At 37.8% G+C, this 16,975-nt stretch carries 12 protein-coding genes and 2 pseudogenes; 5 read left to right on the top strand and 9 right to left on the bottom strand.

All coding sequences use genetic code 11. The annotated features are described in order from the left end of the window. The 8 genes from FTU70_RS07120 to apbC all read right to left on the bottom strand — a co-directional run. A partial coding sequence (locus FTU70_RS07120) for a transposase (RefSeq protein WP_180060388.1) occupies window positions 1-131 on the bottom strand: 131 nt, incomplete at its 3' end. Window positions 132-281: 150 nt separating this feature from the next. Then, the gene (locus tag FTU70_RS07115; protein WP_178867159.1) at window positions 282-1,694 is read right to left on the bottom strand and encodes a hypothetical protein; all 1,413 of its coding nucleotides are present in this window, start codon (window positions 1,692-1,694) and stop codon (window positions 282-284) included. Between the two features lie 14 nt (window positions 1,695-1,708). Further along, window positions 1,709-3,955 carry a DUF6160 family protein gene (locus FTU70_RS07110; protein WP_178867161.1) on the bottom strand — a complete coding sequence of 749 codons (2,247 nt, stop codon included), beginning with the start codon at window positions 3,953-3,955 and terminating at the stop codon, window positions 1,709-1,711. Between the two features lie 33 nt (window positions 3,956-3,988). Next, window positions 3,989-4,705 carry a hypothetical protein gene (locus tag FTU70_RS07105; RefSeq protein WP_178867163.1) on the bottom strand — a complete coding sequence of 239 codons (717 nt, stop codon included), beginning with the start codon at window positions 4,703-4,705 and terminating at the stop codon, window positions 3,989-3,991. 13 nt (window positions 4,706-4,718) lie between these two features. After that, the gene (locus FTU70_RS07100; RefSeq protein WP_180060387.1) at window positions 4,719-6,602 is read right to left on the bottom strand and encodes a hypothetical protein; all 1,884 of its coding nucleotides are present in this window, start codon (window positions 6,600-6,602) and stop codon (window positions 4,719-4,721) included. A 243-nt stretch (window positions 6,603-6,845) separates the two neighbouring features. Continuing rightward, window positions 6,846-7,415 carry a dCTP deaminase gene (gene dcd, locus FTU70_RS07095; protein WP_004975507.1) on the bottom strand — a complete coding sequence of 190 codons (570 nt, stop codon included), beginning with the start codon at window positions 7,413-7,415 and terminating at the stop codon, window positions 6,846-6,848. Window positions 7,416-7,875: 460 nt separating this feature from the next. Beyond that, window positions 7,876-8,469: a LysE family translocator gene (locus FTU70_RS07090; protein ID WP_070152620.1), complete on the bottom strand. Its 594-nt coding sequence runs from the start codon at window positions 8,467-8,469 to the stop codon at window positions 7,876-7,878. Window positions 8,470-8,841: 372 nt separating this feature from the next. Next, window positions 8,842-10,095: an iron-sulfur cluster carrier protein ApbC gene (gene apbC / locus FTU70_RS07085; RefSeq protein ID WP_180060386.1), complete on the bottom strand. Its 1,254-nt coding sequence runs from the start codon at window positions 10,093-10,095 to the stop codon at window positions 8,842-8,844. Between the two features lie 277 nt (window positions 10,096-10,372). On the opposite strand from apbC, the gene metG reads away from it, so the two are divergent. Both metG and FTU70_RS07075 read left to right on the top strand, forming a co-directional pair. Continuing rightward, entirely contained in the window at window positions 10,373-12,430 is a 2,058-nt protein-coding gene (metG, locus tag FTU70_RS07080) for a methionine--tRNA ligase (RefSeq protein ID WP_180060385.1), read from the top strand. 179 nt (window positions 12,431-12,609) lie between these two features. Beyond that, window positions 12,610-13,410, top strand: coding sequence for a putative phage abortive infection protein (locus FTU70_RS07075; protein WP_257222550.1), 801 nt, complete (start codon window positions 12,610-12,612; stop codon window positions 13,408-13,410). A 186-nt stretch (window positions 13,411-13,596) separates the two neighbouring features. Here the strand turns inward: FTU70_RS07075 and FTU70_RS07070 are convergent, their stop codons facing one another. Next, entirely contained in the window at window positions 13,597-14,220 is a 624-nt protein-coding gene (locus FTU70_RS07070) for a LysE family translocator (protein ID WP_096901823.1), read from the bottom strand. Between the two features lie 357 nt (window positions 14,221-14,577). Here FTU70_RS07070 and FTU70_RS07065 point away from each other — a divergent pair, with 357 nt between their 5' ends. The 3 genes and pseudogenes from FTU70_RS07065 to FTU70_RS07055 all read left to right on the top strand — a co-directional run. Then, complete coding sequence (locus tag FTU70_RS07065) at window positions 14,578-16,200, top strand: oleate hydratase (RefSeq protein ID WP_180060383.1); 1,623 nt, start codon at window positions 14,578-14,580, stop codon at window positions 16,198-16,200. Window positions 16,201-16,334: 134 nt separating this feature from the next. Then, window positions 16,335-16,694, top strand: a pseudogene (locus tag FTU70_RS07060) (IS4 family transposase); the annotation flags it as partial. Window positions 16,695-16,715: 21 nt separating this feature from the next. Further along, window positions 16,716-16,908 (top strand): annotated as a pseudogene (locus FTU70_RS07055) (HlyD family secretion protein); the annotation flags it as partial. Window positions 16,909-16,975 lie beyond the last annotated feature (67 nt).

The raw sequence follows: 16,975 nt of genomic DNA, 5'->3' as shown, positions 1-16,975 counted from the left end.
TGCAGTGCAACCGAAGCGATCGAGGTATTAGGATTTTTGCAGGCATTGATAATACTGAGTTTGAATTCTTTGCTGTATTTTCGGCGTTTTTTAGCAACAGGAGGTGTTGCTGAATATATATCCATGTTCATGGATTAAGTCCCCACTTGTTTTTAGGTGGGAACTAAATTAAGGCTTATAGGATCGCTTGGTAAGGCTGTGTTAGCCGGATGCTTACAAATAAGATTGAACACTGAGTATAAAAAATCCCGCACAAGTTGCGGGATTTTTTTCATTTGGAATTAACAGAATTTCATACCACCATAACAGTTAGGGGTGACGTTCTGGTTTTGTAAAACCTTATCCGTTAATGTAATCGTAGCAGGGTTCTGAGTAGTATATTGCCCCACATTAATATTTAATTTTTTTTCAACAGGTATTCCAGCTAAAGATCCTAACGCAGCAAAAAAACCAACATCAATTGGTTCAGATTTATAAAGTAAATAATCACTAATTGCTTCAGCTACTTGTGGTAATACCGCAGAAATATCAACCTTATCTGTTGTTGCTAAATATCCCAGTTGTATAGGTTCTTTAAAAGACATCCACCACCCTTGTTGTGCAACATCGCCCTGATCAGCCCCCTGCCAATGCACAGGTTTACTTTGCAAAGATAAATAGCCCCCCGTACCATTGAGTGGAATATTGTGAATCATATTTAAAGCTTGAACAAAAGTAATATCCATATTAAGTTCATCCAAACTCGAACCTGCTGCCATTTTAAAGAATGAGTGCGTACCAACCGTACCTAATAAAGCCGGGAATTCCACATAAAGCTGGTCTTTTGAGAAGTCAGGAGTTCCCTGAACACTACCTGGTAAACTCTTACCCGACTCTGCAGCAGCTAAAGGAATAGAAGGAATAGATGAGCGAATACCACTCACTTTGGCAGCAGTCATACGTTGACCCGTAACCACCGTTTCTGGCATAGTAAAATCTACTTTCATAGAAGGAACTGTAATCCCTGTATGCCCTTCTGTTCTAACACCATTTGTAAATGGCTTACTATCAAACTGTCTTGTTTGCCCCAAAGCCTTTAAACGACCAGAAATAATTTCATCCTCGGTCATACCAAATGTCGCTTGCTCAGTAAATGAATGACCTTGAGTTTGTGCCATTTTCATATAACCACTAAAACTTTTAATCCCGTCATTTGGGTTTTGTACGTTATCTGTACCCAAAGTTAGTAGACCTAAAATTTCTTCAGCACCTAAACGAAAACCAACCACTTCACGTGTTGACGCACTATTTCCACTAATTGCAAACTCAATAAATGGATTGGTAATTTGCGCACTAGTACCCGCACGTTCACCATTAAACTCTGGACTACCTGTTGAATCATGGGACTTATTCAAACCACTTAGTGCAATATTAGAAATATCAATATCACATCCCGCTTTACCACCAATCGCATTATTTACACCACCACAACCTAATTGTAGTGTTTTAATGTTGGCATTAAGCTCCATGAGTGCATCAACACTCAGCTTATAAAAGTTGAGCCCTTGTGATTGATCTGTCGCAGTCATCAGGTTCAAAAGTGCCTGACCTTGTACATGAGATAACTGATCATCATTTAAAGCCTGCATCGCTTGAGCAGAATTGAATGAAAAAGCTGTACTTAAAATAGATGCAACTAAAATCGGTTTTTTCATTTTATTTCTATCCTTTAGCGTGGCGTAATGCCCAATGTACTGCGCATGGTTCCACCTGTAAGCGCGACAGATGCGATTTTCTGCATATTGCCATTGGTAGACATTGCAAAGTCTGTTTTAAAGGGTTGAGCAATATCATTTTTATAATTAAATTTAACTTGATTGTCTAAAGTAACCGTATCTGCACTAACGACGACTTTTCCTTTAACACCTAAATGCCCTTCCATACGATTCAAGTTAATTGAAGAAGTTTGAACAGTTTCATGATTCACTTGATCTTCATTAATCAAACTAAAATAACTACCTAAATTATTCGGATCTGCCTGTTCTGTGCTATCTAGACTTCTAAACTTAAAGTTCGCATCAAAAGACAAAAAATTTGAGTTCGGATTAGTAGCGGTTGGATCCATTCCAGGAATTACCAACAATTCACCATTTCCATCTAATTTAAACGCAATTGTGGTTAACACATCATCTTTCTTAGAGAAATTGTCGTAGGGTACAAAGCTACCGCATTTCGTTGATTCTGTGACGCAATTGTATTTTGAACCTGGTAATTGCCCAATCGCTAACTCTGCTTTTGCTGCAACCAATAAATGATCTGCACGAATATAAATCCCATCATCTTCATAACCAATCACACCGTCGGACTGAATTAATGCATCAATATTTCTTAAACCAGCATAATAGTTAACAGTTTCTCCTGCATGCAGGCTGTTTTGCCCATCAATTAGGATAATAGAAGTGGTACTGGGCAAGCCTGTTTTTGAATCTATGCCATAACCTTCGGTAGAAACCATGGCGTTATAACCAATTCCCGTTTTATTCGTTCCATCATAAGGTGACAAATATTGTTTACCCGACAAGGCCACATTGGCATTTAAATTATAAATTGGAATTCCAATACCCCAAGAACCACCATCCCCTGTCAATTCATTTAAAGAGTTATCAGAAATAATTCTCGCTTTGGCCGCAATAGACTGAAAGTCCATACCACGAACAGCAATGAGTGAGAACTGATCACCTTCAAGCTCACTCGATAGCAACTGGTTTAAAATAGGACTGGTTGCACCAATGGTATTTTTAATATTTTCATTGACTAAAAAATTGAGATTTTTCGCTTGTACGGTATTAATATAAATATCGCCAAAATCGATATAGGCATTTTTATTGTGTAAATTACCTTGTGCATCACGGGTAGTTAGCGGTCTTAAATTCGAAAACTCAACCGCATAACTGCCTTTTCCTGTGTGCCCAATTTCTAAAGTTGTTGGTAATTGTCCTGCGGTCAAACCTGTCGTATTTTGATTGGTAAAATCAGCAGATAAGCCCAAATGCAAACCACCTTGCCCCACCACAGTATCGTAGCCTGTAACTGCGGTATTTTTAGTTTCAATTACACCATTGACCTTATTCGAAACGTCAAAATTGGCAACATTTTTTTGCTGCCCATTAAAAAACAATTTCGCATTGCTCACTGCACCAGATGCACCAAAGCGAATTAAATTTTTATCATCATAACGCAAGTCAATATTGACCCCAGGATTGGTTGCATTTTGTCGGCTACTTGCAACATCACTCAGGTCTTTCACTCGTCCAAGATTAACAAAATGGTCGGTGGTACCATTTTTAGTGGTAAAGACCAATCCCTCATCGGCATCAATATACATATAGCCGTCAGTCGCAAAATTAAAGTTAAAATCATGCAAAGATAATTGATGCTTACCTAAACCATGACTAATATTGGCATTCTGTAACTGGAAGTTTAAATGTGCCGTTTCATTTTGATTGAATAAACCTGCTTTGGTTTCTAATAATACTTTTAAAGGTGATTTCGTTTCTAAGCCGAACTGACCCAAACTTTGTGTTTCTTTAGTACAACTATTTCCGACACAGTTCTTTTTGACTAAGTTTAAATCTGCAGTCGCTTGAAAAGCGTCAATACTCGCATCTATACGCACACCTGCGCCAACATCAGTTTTCCCCACATCTAAAGCAAGCTTACTGATAATAGGCTGGTTATTCTGTCCTTGAATTTCTACATTATGTAAGCCTAAACCCTGTTGAGTTCCAGCCACTAAATCAGGATCATACCAATTGACTTGATTAATCGTGGCTTTAGACATTTCATGGGTGATTACAATACCATCTTGCCCACTTACATCAGACAAATGCTGGTCTGCAATCAGCTCTAAAGCATACACTTGTTGCGCACAAAGTACGCTCAATGTTAATAAATTCAACTGCATTATTTTTTTCATTTTTATTTCCCTATACTGTACTTAATCCTATATTCAACAACGACTTGCTGCTGAACCTGTACAGTTGTAGCTAAATATTTTCACATTGCCAGACATGTGCATATTGCCGTGAATATTTAAGCCCATAAATCCTTTTTCGGCGCCCCGATCAAACAATGGTACATCCAAAGATACCTCACTACCGATCGTTCCATCTGCTAAAATTTGTTTTGAATTATATTTCTCATAAACTGTTGAATTTGCATAACCCTCACCTTCAAGTTTAGAACCTGTTTCAATCGCCATGGTTGCAAAACCCAAATTTCTTATTTTCAACGGCTTATCATCATAAAACTTAAGCTGCATAGCCGTTTGTGGGTCATTTTTATGATTAATAATAGTCGTGCCATCTAAAGAAAACTTATCAATTTGTAGGGTGCCTTGAATTTGCTTAAATACCAGCCATTTTTTATTACCGTTATTATCTTCATGGTTATTGGGTGCAATCGCTAAACGACAGAGCACATTATTGTCAGCACAATTTTCACTATAGCGATAATAAACTTCTGTAGGTTTAGTCCCGCCATTAAATTTTGAAATATTGCTGAGTTCTAAATTTTCAGCATATTCATGGTTTAACGACAACGTCCAACTGAGATCTGCACCCCCTTGACCTGTTGCTTGGGTTAATTCATGATTTTCCAGTGCAATTAAATTGGCATGGGTCAAAGGACTACACATCAATGCAATACAAGACAGTTTTTTCAACATGATGATTCTCCTTTTATAGACCTGTTGTTTTAAATTTAAGGTGCTGAATCAGCACACCATCTATTGCAACTGAACCTAGATTCTTAGCAGTACCATCTACACCCTTAAATACAACACCTGTGGCATTATCATGATCCTTGGCACGCAACATATTATTTGGCAAGCGTTCTACAGTACCAATTGCAATACTACTATGCGTCGCATTACGTCCTTGATACATCGCAGTACTATCATTGACATTGGCTTTTAGCGGTGTGCCACAGCTCACCACATTACAGGTTGAACCTGTAAATGCTGTAGAACCTAAATACCCACCCTTTCCGTCTTCATAATTTTGATAAATTTTATTGTAAATTTCAGGAACATTCGGAATACGTGTGACTTCCAGCACAATATTATTGCCCTCAGAACCAACCACAAAAGGCTGATACATATTCCCTAAAACTAAATTGACATTTGGACTATATAAGTACAAACCCTCTGTATCATGAAAAACTGGTGCTAATGAACCATCTATTGCTGGTGTGACCGCCGTTCCATCCAAAGTATCTGATTTTGCTGCTGTACTAATGCGGATCCCTTTACTATCTAAGTTTGAATCTGTGAAACTTAAATTCGCAGGATTATCATTAGTATTTAAACGCAATACACTTGCCATACCCAATGTTTGATGATGATTTGGATTATCAGAATCTAAAGTCTGAAATAGTCGAGTCTGCGAACCATTTAAACTTAAACCATTGGCAATAAACTGAGTACGCAAACGGTACTCTTTATCTAAACCAGATTTTGGCGCCCCAGTGCTTGGATCTACCTCTGCGCTTGAGTTCAACTGACGTGAAAAAATATCAGTCCAAAAACCCAATTTAATATTATTATCACTTTCAGTTGGCGTTGTAGTTGCGAGCGGTGCCTCTAATGCTAAATAACCAACATCTTTTTCTATATTTTTAAATTGTTTTACTTTTTCTGTGCCTGCACGGAATAACCATGGATTGTCTGCGGAACCCCAGTTAAAGCCCTGATTGCTATAACGGCTACTTAATGAGTTATCACTTTTAGATAATGCTAAACCATAAATAAAAACATCTGCTTTGGTTCTATTATGCGTTATATTTGCTTGCTGATTTACAGTATCACGTATTACTTGATTCGCATGCAATTCAACCTGTTTTAATGCATACACCTCTGCCAATGCTTTCGCATTTTTTACGGCGATAGGTGTCGCATCAATTGTTAGTTTTGCATTTACACGGCTAGTTAATTCATTCTTCCACTGATCAACATTATTTAAATCATTTAAAGCTGCATCACGCGAACGCTTCCTCTTTTCATTAGGTAATAAAAACCAATTCGCTCCCACATTATAAACTTCATTATACCAATAATCGTAACGTTGTTTATAAAGGGTTCCCGCCTGATCACTATACTCATATTCACGATAAGTTTTTTCATTTTCAACTTTCTTTGCTGCAAATGCTTTATCAAACTCACCCTGATAAACACGATTATATTCTGCAGTTTCCGATGTCTTATACACTGCTTTATATGAATTATCATATTGATTCGTATAAGCAATTTTATATTTTTCTTCAAACTGCTTATTTTGAATATATTGATAATTCTCCCCCGTCGGGATAATACGAATAAAGCCCGTATCATATTGACTTGGGTTTTCTAAGCCACGTGTATAGCTCGACCCTGTAGAAAGATCGTTCGGTTGCTGGAACACCATCTTGAAGTCATCAAGAACTAAAGCAACCCCTTCGCCTGTGGTATTTGACAAAGAGTCATCGGAGAGTGCTTGTAAAGCATAACTCGGATTCGTCAAAAATAAGCCTATCGCAGTGGCTAAGCAACGCTTACGAAAAGGGAAAGTAATTGCGTGTTCAGTCATCTCGACCTTCCTTTTATCTGATGCTCCGCATCTTTCTTTTATTTATCTATAGCTTGGCTATTTATTTGAGTGTTTTTATCCTTAAAAACGTGATTATGCCAAACCATTCTCATATTTAATTATGCTGAATATTTATGCAAATGCAAAACAAACTGGCTAAACAGCACAGCTTTCCGATGAATGAAAAAAAAGCGAGCACATTGGCTCGCTTGTTCAACAGAAAAATTGTGATGGGTTAATCACTTATGCTTTAGGCAAGGTCACGCCTGTCTGCCCTTGATATTTACCACCACGGTCTTTGTACGAGGTTTCACAAACTTCATCTGATTCAAAGAACAACATTTGTGCCACACCTTCGCCTGCATAAATACGTGCAGGTAAGTTCGTGGTATTGGAAAACTCTAAAGTTACATGACCTTCCCACTCTGGTTCGAGTGGCGTCACATTCACAATAATACCGCAACGTGCATAGGTCGATTTACCTAAACACACTGTCAATACATTGCGCGGAATACGGAAATATTCAACGGTACGCGCCAATGCAAACGAGTTTGGCGGAATGATGCACACATCTGACTCAATATCGATAAAACTTTTTTCATCAAAGTTTTTTGGATCGACAATTGCGGAGTGAACATTGGTAAAGACTTTAAATTCACGTGCACAACGTACATCATAACCATAACTAGAAACACCATAAGAAATGAGTTTCTCGCCATTTTCGTCAAAGCGAACTTGGTTTTCTGCATACGGTTCAATCATGCCGTGTTTTTCGCTCATTTCGCGAATCCAACGATCAGACTTAATTGCCATTTATTTTCTATCCAAAATATGAATGTTTAACTGTGCTGTACTTTAACTGAAATCTAAGTTAATGAAAACCAGCCGTTTCCCTCACATCGCTTTTTTAAGTGCAATGATTAGGGGCTGTTGACAATTCGTCTATGTTTGCGACATGAGAGATATATCTCGCAAGGTTTTTTAGCTGATATAAGGCATGGGACAGGAAATTTAGTCATTCTAAATGACTGGCACATAACGCAATAGCAGCAAAAAATATGCTTGTCCCCTTGCGCAGCAAACAAAGCAATGCTTTGTTCTCGCTCATGTGGCTAAAACTTTCTCAGATTGCGTTATGAAACTTGGCAATAGACCCACTATTCCCTGCGTTTCATGCCTGATCTGCTCAGTTTTAGCCTACAGCGCAAGCCATTTATGAAATGTCAACAGACCCTATTTCCAGTAGATACAACTTTTAGATACAACGTTGGCTTTATAGACTCAACAAAGCCGAATAACTTAAAGGAATTGAAAAGCTCAGCAACACAATAGAAGCTGTTTTTTGTAGATTGCACTGATTGAGCCAGCTAATTTTATTTTTAGCGAGCACCGAACCAATAAATGTCCAGAAAAAAGCAATCGGCACGATTAAACATAAAAATGCCAACATGTGTGCCACATAATAGTCTGCTTTTACCCATGCAATCGTTGGGAAAATTGCAGAGGCGAACAACAATGCTTTAGGATTCAGTAAAGTCGCTAAAAATAGCTCACTCGCACGGATCGTAGGTTGATTAAAGCTTTGCTCGACTTTAGCCGTGCGCCATAATTTAATCGCCAAGAAAATAATATAGCTTGCACTGAATAATTTTAGAATGGTGGGCAACAACGGGAGATGAGTAGACACCGTACCAATTAAGGCGCCCCAAAGTGTAATAGAAATCAAATAACCCAATGCTTCTGCTGGAATTAATCGGAAAGATTTGCGGATACCAACCTGAATACCTGATGATGCAAGCAAGGTATTGGTTGGCCCTGGTGTCAATAAAATTGTGATCACCAAACCGATAAAAAACCATGAAATCATGCATTGACCTCACTACTGAATGAGCGCAGATTAAAATAGTTCATTGCAATTGGCAAAAAGTATTTTGTAAGACAAATTCTTGATCAGTTTAACATTTTAAATTTATTATTTTATTCAATCACTTATATAAAAAATATTTTTTAATTAAATGGTAACTTATAAGTCATTTTATCTTAACATTTTTAAGGTATTTAGAGATTAAACACCATTAAATCAGATGCTTGTGTATTTTTTAATCAAAAAAAATAGCTCACCGAAGTGAGCCAAATTTTCAAAATATTGTGACTTAGCTTTTAAAGATGAATCAGTCAAAATTTAAAGAATGATAACTTAATGACTGCAACTGCAATCATTCCAAGCTGAGATCCCTCACTAGAAAATACGATTCTGATCTTTTTCAGCTTTAGGCAGTTTTTTTGCAATTTGCTGAGCAATCGCAATGTAACTATCGGCAGCATCATCGCCTGCAATCACTGACGGCGTACCTGCATCGACATTTTCACGAATACTGACATTCAATGGTAAACGCCCAAGTAACGGAATGTCATATTGTTCTGCCAGTTTATCGCCACCACCTTGACCAAAAATTTGTTCTTCGTAGCCGCAGTTTGAGCAGATATGCGTCGACATATTCTCAATTACGCCCATGACAGGGATTTGCACACGATTAAATAGTTCGATGCCTTTGACAGCATCCATTAAGGCAACATTTTGTGGTGTAGTCACAATCACCGCTCCCGTTACAGGAATACGCTGTGCAAGTGTCAATTGAATATCCCCCGTTCCTGGTGGCATATCAATCATCAACACATCTAAATCTGGCCATAAAGTTTGATTAAAGAGCTGCATTAATGCACCTGTGGCTTTTGGTCCACGCCACGCTACAGGTGTATTGTGGTCACCTGTTAAATGTCCGATGGATAACACAGGCATCCCAAAAGCATCCAATGGTACAAATTGCTCAGCTTCAATCATTGGAGTTTTGCCAGCATTGCCGAGCATGGTCGGAATACTTGGACCATAAATATCAGCATCTAATACGCCAACTTTTAAGCCTAGCTTTTGTAATGCCAAAGCCAAATTTACAGTAGTGGTAGATTTTCCAACCCCACCTTTGCCCGAAGATACCAAAATTACGTTTTGAATACGCGGATGTTTCGGCACATCGCGCTGTTGTGGCGCAGCTTTTTGAATCGGTGGATTATTCGGATCGGCTTCTTGCATTGAACTTTGACCTGCAGCATCGACTACTGGCGGTAAATGAGATGCTACGGTCTGTGTGGTCGATGTTGAGCAGCTTTCACCTTCAGCATGTTGATGCCCACAACTTTCTTTTTTCTGTCCAGATTTCTGCTGAATCACATGCATATTCAGTTCTTTAATGCCGCATTTTTCTAAAGCATCTGCCAGTTCATCATGAATTTGTTGTAAATGTTGTTTTTCTTCAGGATAAGTATTGATGGTGATTTGCAGAATATCACCTTGCACATTCACTTGAGAAATACGATCTTTTAAAGCATGTTCAGATTCAGGCAATATATAACTTTGTAGCACGTGCTGAATAGCTTCCTCATTCACCGTATGCGAAGGTGAAAAAACTGATTTAAGTGAAGAAAGCCAAGACATAGATTTACTCCAAAGTTTGGAAATACCGCGATTTTGATAGTGTAACGATAATTCAGTATAAGGTTAAGTCGTGCTATCACTGAAATACTTAATTCTGAGCGTATTGCTTGGTTTTTACATGATTTATGGTCAAATGCAGACCAATTCCTTGTTTAGATATTGTATTTAGACTTCTAGGCGGATTTGAAAAGAATTCATGGAATCCCTTGTGCATCTATGTGCTATCTAAGGTAAAATTGCCCGAATTGCATCGTCCCTATTTGAGAGAGTTATATCCGTGCGTCAAATTTTAGTCACTAACGCCCTACCATACGCCAATGGCCCGATCCATATGGGTCACTTACTCGGTTATATCCAGGCAGATATCTGGGTTCGCGCCATGCGTGCAATGGGACATGACGTGACTTATGTCTGTGCGGATGATGCGCATGGTACAGCAATCATGCTGCGTGCCGAAGCCAACGGGATTAGCCCTGAACAGCAAATTGCCAATGTGCAACAAGAACACATTCGCGATTTTGACGGTTTTGGTGTGCATTTTGATCATTATGATTCAACGCATAGCGACACCAACCGCGCACGTGCCAGCGAAATTTATGTCAAAAACCGTGATGCAGGCAATATTGCTGTTCGTCCCGTCACGCAATTATTTGACCCTGAAAAAGGCATGTTCTTATCAGATCGTTTTATTAAAGGCACTTGCCCAAAATGTAAAGCGGAAGATCAATACGGCGATTCTTGCGAAGTTTGCGGCACAACCTATAATGCGACTGAGCTGATTAATCCAAAATCGACTTTGAGCGGTGCAACGCCAGTAGAAAAATCATCAGATCATTACTTCTTTAAATTGCCTAATTTTGGCGAATATTTGCAAAAATGGACACGCGATGAAGGTCGTTTGCCAGTTTCGATCGCCAACAAATTAGATGAATGGTTTGAAAATGGCTTGAATGACTGGGATATTTCACGTGATGCACCATATTTTGGTTTTGAAATTCCAGACGCACCAAATAAATATTTTTATGTATGGGTTGATGCGCCAATTGGTTATATGTCGAGTTTTGAAAACTACGTAAAAACCAAACGCCCTGACCTAAATTTTGACGATTACTGGAAAAAAGATTCAGACAAAGAAGTCTATCACTTCATTGGTAAAGACATCGTATATTTCCACGCTTTATTCTGGCCTGCAATGTTAGATGGTGCGGGTTATCGCACGCCTACAGGTTTATTTGTAAATGGTTTCTTGACTGTAAATGGTCAAAAAATGTCGAAATCTCGCGGCACATTTATTAAAGCAGAAACGTATTTACAGCATTTAAATCCTGAATATTTACGCTATTACTTTGCATCAAAACTGTCTGATAAAGTTGAAGACTCTGACTTAAATCTGGATGATTTTGTGCAGAAAGTAAACTCTGATCTTGTAGGTAAAGTGGTGAATATTGCCAGTCGTTGTGCCAAATTCATCAACACTAAATTTGATAACAAATTAAGTGCAAACTGCGCTGAACCTGAGTTAGTACAAAGCTTTATTGCTGCAGGTGACTCGATTGCCAAAGCATACGAAGAGCGTGAATTCTCTGCGGCAATTCGTGAAATTATGGCGCTTGCTGACCGCGCCAACCAATATATTGATGAGAAAAAGCCTTGGGCTTTAGCCAAAATTGAAGGCGAAGAACAGCAAGTTCATGACGTATGTTCTATAGGGATTAACCTATTCCGTCAATTGGCGATTTATCTTGCGCCTGTACTGCCAACCTTGGCTGAACAAGTTCAAGCCTTCTTACAGTTAGATAGCTTTAACTTTGAATCACGTAAAACTGTTTTAGTCGGTCATGAAATTGCGTTGTTCCAACCACTCATGCAACGTGTTGATCCGAAAGCGGTAGCTGCAATGGTAGATGCATCTAAAGATTCTTTAGCCGCACCTGCTGAAGCACCAAAAACGGAAAAGAAAAAAGAAAAAGCCAAAGAGAAAAAAGCAGAACCAAAAGTCGGTGAAGCGGAAATTATCACGATTGATGACTTTGTCAAAATTGATTTACGTGTTGCAGAAGTTTTAGAGGCTGCAACCGTTGAAGGTTCAGACAAACTGCTTCAATTAACTTTAAATGTAGGTGAAGCTGAGCCACGTAATGTGTTTAGTGGTATTCGTGAATTTTATCAACCAGAAGATTTAAAAGGCAAATTGGTGGTGATGGTGGCTAACCTTGCACCTCGTAAAATGCGTTTTGGTATTTCTAACGGTATGGTACTTGCTGCGGGTAATGGCGAAGGTGTTTGGGTGATTTCACCTGAATCTGGCGCAAAACCGGGTGATAAAGTGTCTTAATTTTTAGACACTGATAAAAAGCCCTGCTATATTTTAGTGGGGTTTTTTTATAGTTATAAATAATGAATAGATGGATAAAGTTTTTTTGCTTAGTTCTACCAATAGTCTTGATAATTATTAGTTTGCTAGCTACCTATTTTATTTTTACCAACAAAGCTTTTCAAATTGGAGTAACCTCCTTGATTGATCCAAATTTAGGAGCTTCTTTAGGTAATTTGTATGGAGGAGTTATAGGTACTCTCTTAAGTGCATCAAGCATATTCCTCTTGATTTATACAATTATTAATCAAAAAGATGAAGCACAGAAAAATAATTTAAAGTCTAATTTTTTTAAAATGATTGATTATCACAACCAACATTTGATAAATATTTCTTTACCCAATACCAATCCGCAACACCCACCAAAAGAAGGGAAAAAGGCTTTTGTAACCTTCAAAATTCAGTTCAAACGAATTTTAGAAACGATTCAAGAAATTTCTGTACAAGAAAATCTCCAACTCAATAAATCACAAATATTAGATATCTCATACGTTATTTTTTACTTTGGTATAGAGGGAAGTTGGACGACATTTATAGTAAATAAACTATCAAGGTATAATGGATTTAATGAAGAATTAGTTATTAAAATTCAGAAAAGGTTAATGGAAAAGGATTTTAGAGGCTGCTTATTGAAAACCAATCAAACTCATTTAAGCTCTTATTTTAGAAATATGTATAATGCTATAAAAATAGTAGATGAATCAACAATCCTAAGTGATTTTGAAAAATACGAGTTAATAAAAATTTACCGTGCTCAACTTTCAAACCCTGAGCTTTATATCCTTTTTTTCAATATTTTATCGCGTTTTGGAAAAAAATGGCTCCAAAATAATTTTATAAATAAATATGATTTTATTAAAAATATTCCATTTGAATATTGTGACGGATATGACCCTAAACATTACTTTCCATCTATCAAATTCGAAGAGGATGAATATTGATTTAAGTACTAACGCACAGAAAGGTGACATGGATGTAGCCTGTTCGTTAGGCACACGGACGTGCCCTCTAACGAACAAAGGATTTTTGTTACTTTTGATCCTTTAAAAGTAAGGCAAACATTTTAATTATTAGAATACCCTCATCCCAATCTTCTCCCAAAAGGCATAGGTATCTACACAAATAAATCACTTCATCCCAAAAATTAACTTTAATCCCAATACTGTCATGACCGCCCCTGCTGCACGGTCAAAAATAGCCTTAAACTTAATATAAGCCTGACGCGGTTTTTCTGCAGACAAAGCCACTGCAACCAATGAACACCAACCTGCATCAATAAAAAAACACAGAATTGGCAGCACCACATAAAAATAGTTCGGAATTTCTTTAGGCAACAAAGCCGTAAAAATACTCGCCAAGACAATTGCAATTTTAGGGTTAGATAACTGCGTAATTAAACCTGTAGTAAACGCACGGCGCAGTGACATTTGCTGTCCATGTGCAAGATTGGTTTGAATAGGCGCTTTGGCATGCTTCACAATTTTATAAGCCAAAAACAACAAATATAAACCACCACAAATTTTAAGCAGAAAATATGCTGAAGGCACTGCCAATAAAATAGCCTGCAACCCCATCACCGCCAATAAACCAAAAATTGCGGCACCCGTACCCGTGCCTAAAGCCGTAAATAAACCATGCTTACGTGAAATGGCTATCGAATTTTTTGCCACATAAATAAAGGTAGGCCCAGGACTAATTGCCCCCAACATTAATGCCAAAGCAATAGAGCCTAAAATCAATAATGATTCCAAGATAGACCTCAAGATTAGAATAATTTTCAATTATTTATTTTACTTAAAAAACCATAATAGAAGATATAATTTTTTTGATTTATGTTTATAAATTTAAGGATTTTTCAAGCAATTTGATATTTATTAAAAAAACCAAAAATAGAGTAAAAACTCAATTTAATTTCAATATCAAACAGTTAAAACATAGCATATGAACAGTAAAATTTTATTGTGCATCCATTTTTTCTATTAAAGTTTTTTTCTGATAATAATTTATCATCGATTTTTAGCAGAACTTTCATATATTTTTAAAACATATAATCCCATAATAAAATTACGGCTTTAATTTTCTTTAGAACTACAAACGAGGCACATCAGATGCAAAATAAAAGACTGAAAACATTAGACCGCTCTAAATCACATCTTTGGATTGTAGGTGGAGGCATAGCTGGTATGGCTGCTGCTGCTTTTGCGATTCGTGATGCTAAAGTGCCAGCTGAACATATCCATATTTTAGAAGAATTGAATGTTTCTGGTGGTTCGATGGATGGTGGACATAATCCGCTTAATCCGAACCAAGCATGGGTCACACGTGGTGGACGTATGCTAACTGATGAGACTTATTTGTGTACTTGGGATTTATTTTCAAGCATCCCATCTTTAGAAAATCCAGACATTTCTGTTCGTGAAGAATGTCGTGAATTTAACGAACAAGTTAAAACCAATGCTCAAGCACGTTTGATCGACTCAAATCATATTATTGCAGAAGCTCAAAAATTGGGGTTATCAACGCTCAACCGTGCTCAAATGTTACGTCTACTGGCATTAAAAGAAGATCGTATCGGTAGTCGCCGTATTGATGAATTTTTTGATGATGCATTTTTCCAAAGTAATTTTTGGCGGATGTGGCGAACCACGTTTGCCTTTCAAAAATGGCATAGCGCAGCGGAATTACGCCGTTATTTTCTACGTTTCATTCAAGAATTACCACGCATCCATACCTTAGCAGGTGTGAAACGAACTAAATACAATCAATATGATTCAATGATTCATCCTCTACAACGCTGGTTGGTGGAACAAGGCGTTGATGTTCGTTTCGGTAGTTATGTCACAGATGCAGACTTTGTCGAAGATGCCCAAACGAAGGAACGTAAGGCAACCCAACTTTATGTCAACATTCCAGAAGGCACTGAACAAATTCAACTGGGTGAGCATGATCTTGCGCTCTTTACTTTAGGTTCGATTACTGCTGATTCACGTTATGGCGATAAATTCGATGTTCCTGAGCTAATTCGTGATCGACAAGATCATGGCTGGCGTTTGTGGGAAACATTGGCTCAAAAAGCTCCTGATTTTGGTCGTCCAATGACCTTCTATGGCAACATTGATGAGCATAAATGGAAATCCTTTACGCTCACCATGCATGATGATGTGCTGCTAAAACGGATTATTGATTACACAGGAAATGAACCGGGTACAGGTGCACTCATGACTTGGTTTGAATCTGGTTGGCATCTATCTGTGGTCGTTCCAGCTCAACCGCATTTTGCTGACTTACCAGAAGGTAAATTCACCTTATGGGGTTATGGTTTTGAAATTGACCATATCGGCGATTACATTAAAAAACCGATGAGTGAAGCGACGGGTCAAGAGATTTTAATTGAGTTGATTCATCAACTTGGTTTCGATGACATTTTGGATCATGTGTTGGCACATACCGACATTACCACAGTAATGATGCCTTATGCTTCTGCCCTATTTGCATGTCGTAAAGCAGGTGATCGTCCATGGGTCATTCCAGAAAATGCGGTCAACTTTGCTTTCTTAGGTCAATTCGTAGAGCTTGAAGATGATGTGGTTTTCACTGTGGAATATTCCGTACGTTGTGCCATGATTGCCATTTATCAGCTCTTAGGTGTCGAACGTGAAATTCCAGAGATTTACAATGGTTTACTCGATCCTAAAGTTGGCTTAAATGCTTTGGAAGCAGTTTTTCATTAAATTTTAAAAAGCCATAGGGTAAATTGCTACCCTATGGTTATTCAACTTACTTTGATAAAACGATCTTTGTACACGACAAAAAAGATAACTCATTGAAATAATGGCATAATACTTGTTTTCTGACGATGAATATGATGACACATTTCAATGAGTTACATCTCTTCTTAAACAAATATCTAAAGTGGAGTAAGTCACATGTAAAATGTTTTACACTGATTATGCTGGCATTAATTGTAAAACAGACATGTAATCTTTCTTCTGCATCTAAAGCCTTACCCATCACGTGCTTACCACAATCATTTTATCGACGTATACAACGCTTCTTTGCAGATCAGTATTTCGATTATCGTCAAATTTCTCAGTTAATTTTCAATATATTTTTATTCGATAAAGTCCAATTAACTTTGGATAGAACCAGCTGGAAATGGGGAAAACGAGATATCAATATCTTGATGTTAGCCATCGTCTATCGTGGAATAGCGATACCTATTGTTTGAACATTGCTCAATGAGCTAGGCCATGTGGAACAGATTTCCCCCCGCTGCGGGTTCAGAGTTCAGTGTACTTAAACCTGACAATCCCACAGGAAATTTTACCAAAGTCGTTCAACGTATAGCGGTACGTATCACCATTGATCCGAATCAAAAAGGGATCGAAAATCTACGCCCTGGTATGTCGGTGATCACGTCGGTGGATACCGACTCATAAACCAACACTGACATTCTCAATCAAATACATTTACAATGTGGTCAAATTCATTTCTCGTTCGCAAAAA

The organism is Acinetobacter sp. YH12135 (assembly GCF_013418565.1).
Classification (GTDB): domain Bacteria; phylum Pseudomonadota; class Gammaproteobacteria; order Pseudomonadales; family Moraxellaceae; genus Acinetobacter; species Acinetobacter towneri.
This window is presented reverse-complemented; position numbering and strand designations above follow the sequence as displayed.

Bases quoted from the DNA above. Each gene is read 5' to 3' on its own strand.
- FTU70_RS07115 (WP_178867159.1), bottom strand. From the start codon at position 1,694: ATGAAAAAACCGATTTTAGTTGCATCTATTTTAAGTACAGCTTTTTCA.
- FTU70_RS07110 (WP_178867161.1), bottom strand. From the start codon at position 3,955: ATGAAAAAAATAATGCAGTTGAATTTATTAACATTGAGCGTACTTTGT.
- FTU70_RS07105 (WP_178867163.1), bottom strand. From the start codon at position 4,705: ATGTTGAAAAAACTGTCTTGTATTGCATTGATGTGTAGTCCTTTGACC.
- FTU70_RS07100 (WP_180060387.1), bottom strand. From the start codon at position 6,602: ATGACTGAACACGCAATTACTTTCCCTTTTCGTAAGCGTTGCTTAGCC.
- dcd (WP_004975507.1), bottom strand. From the start codon at position 7,415: ATGGCAATTAAGTCTGATCGTTGGATTCGCGAAATGAGCGAAAAACAC.
- FTU70_RS07090 (WP_070152620.1), bottom strand. From the start codon at position 8,469: ATGATTTCATGGTTTTTTATCGGTTTGGTGATCACAATTTTATTGACA.
- apbC (WP_180060386.1), bottom strand. From the start codon at position 10,095: ATGTCTTGGCTTTCTTCACTTAAATCAGTTTTTTCACCTTCGCATACG.
- FTU70_RS07065 (WP_180060383.1), top strand. From the start codon at position 14,578: ATGCAAAATAAAAGACTGAAAACATTAGACCGCTCTAAATCACATCTT.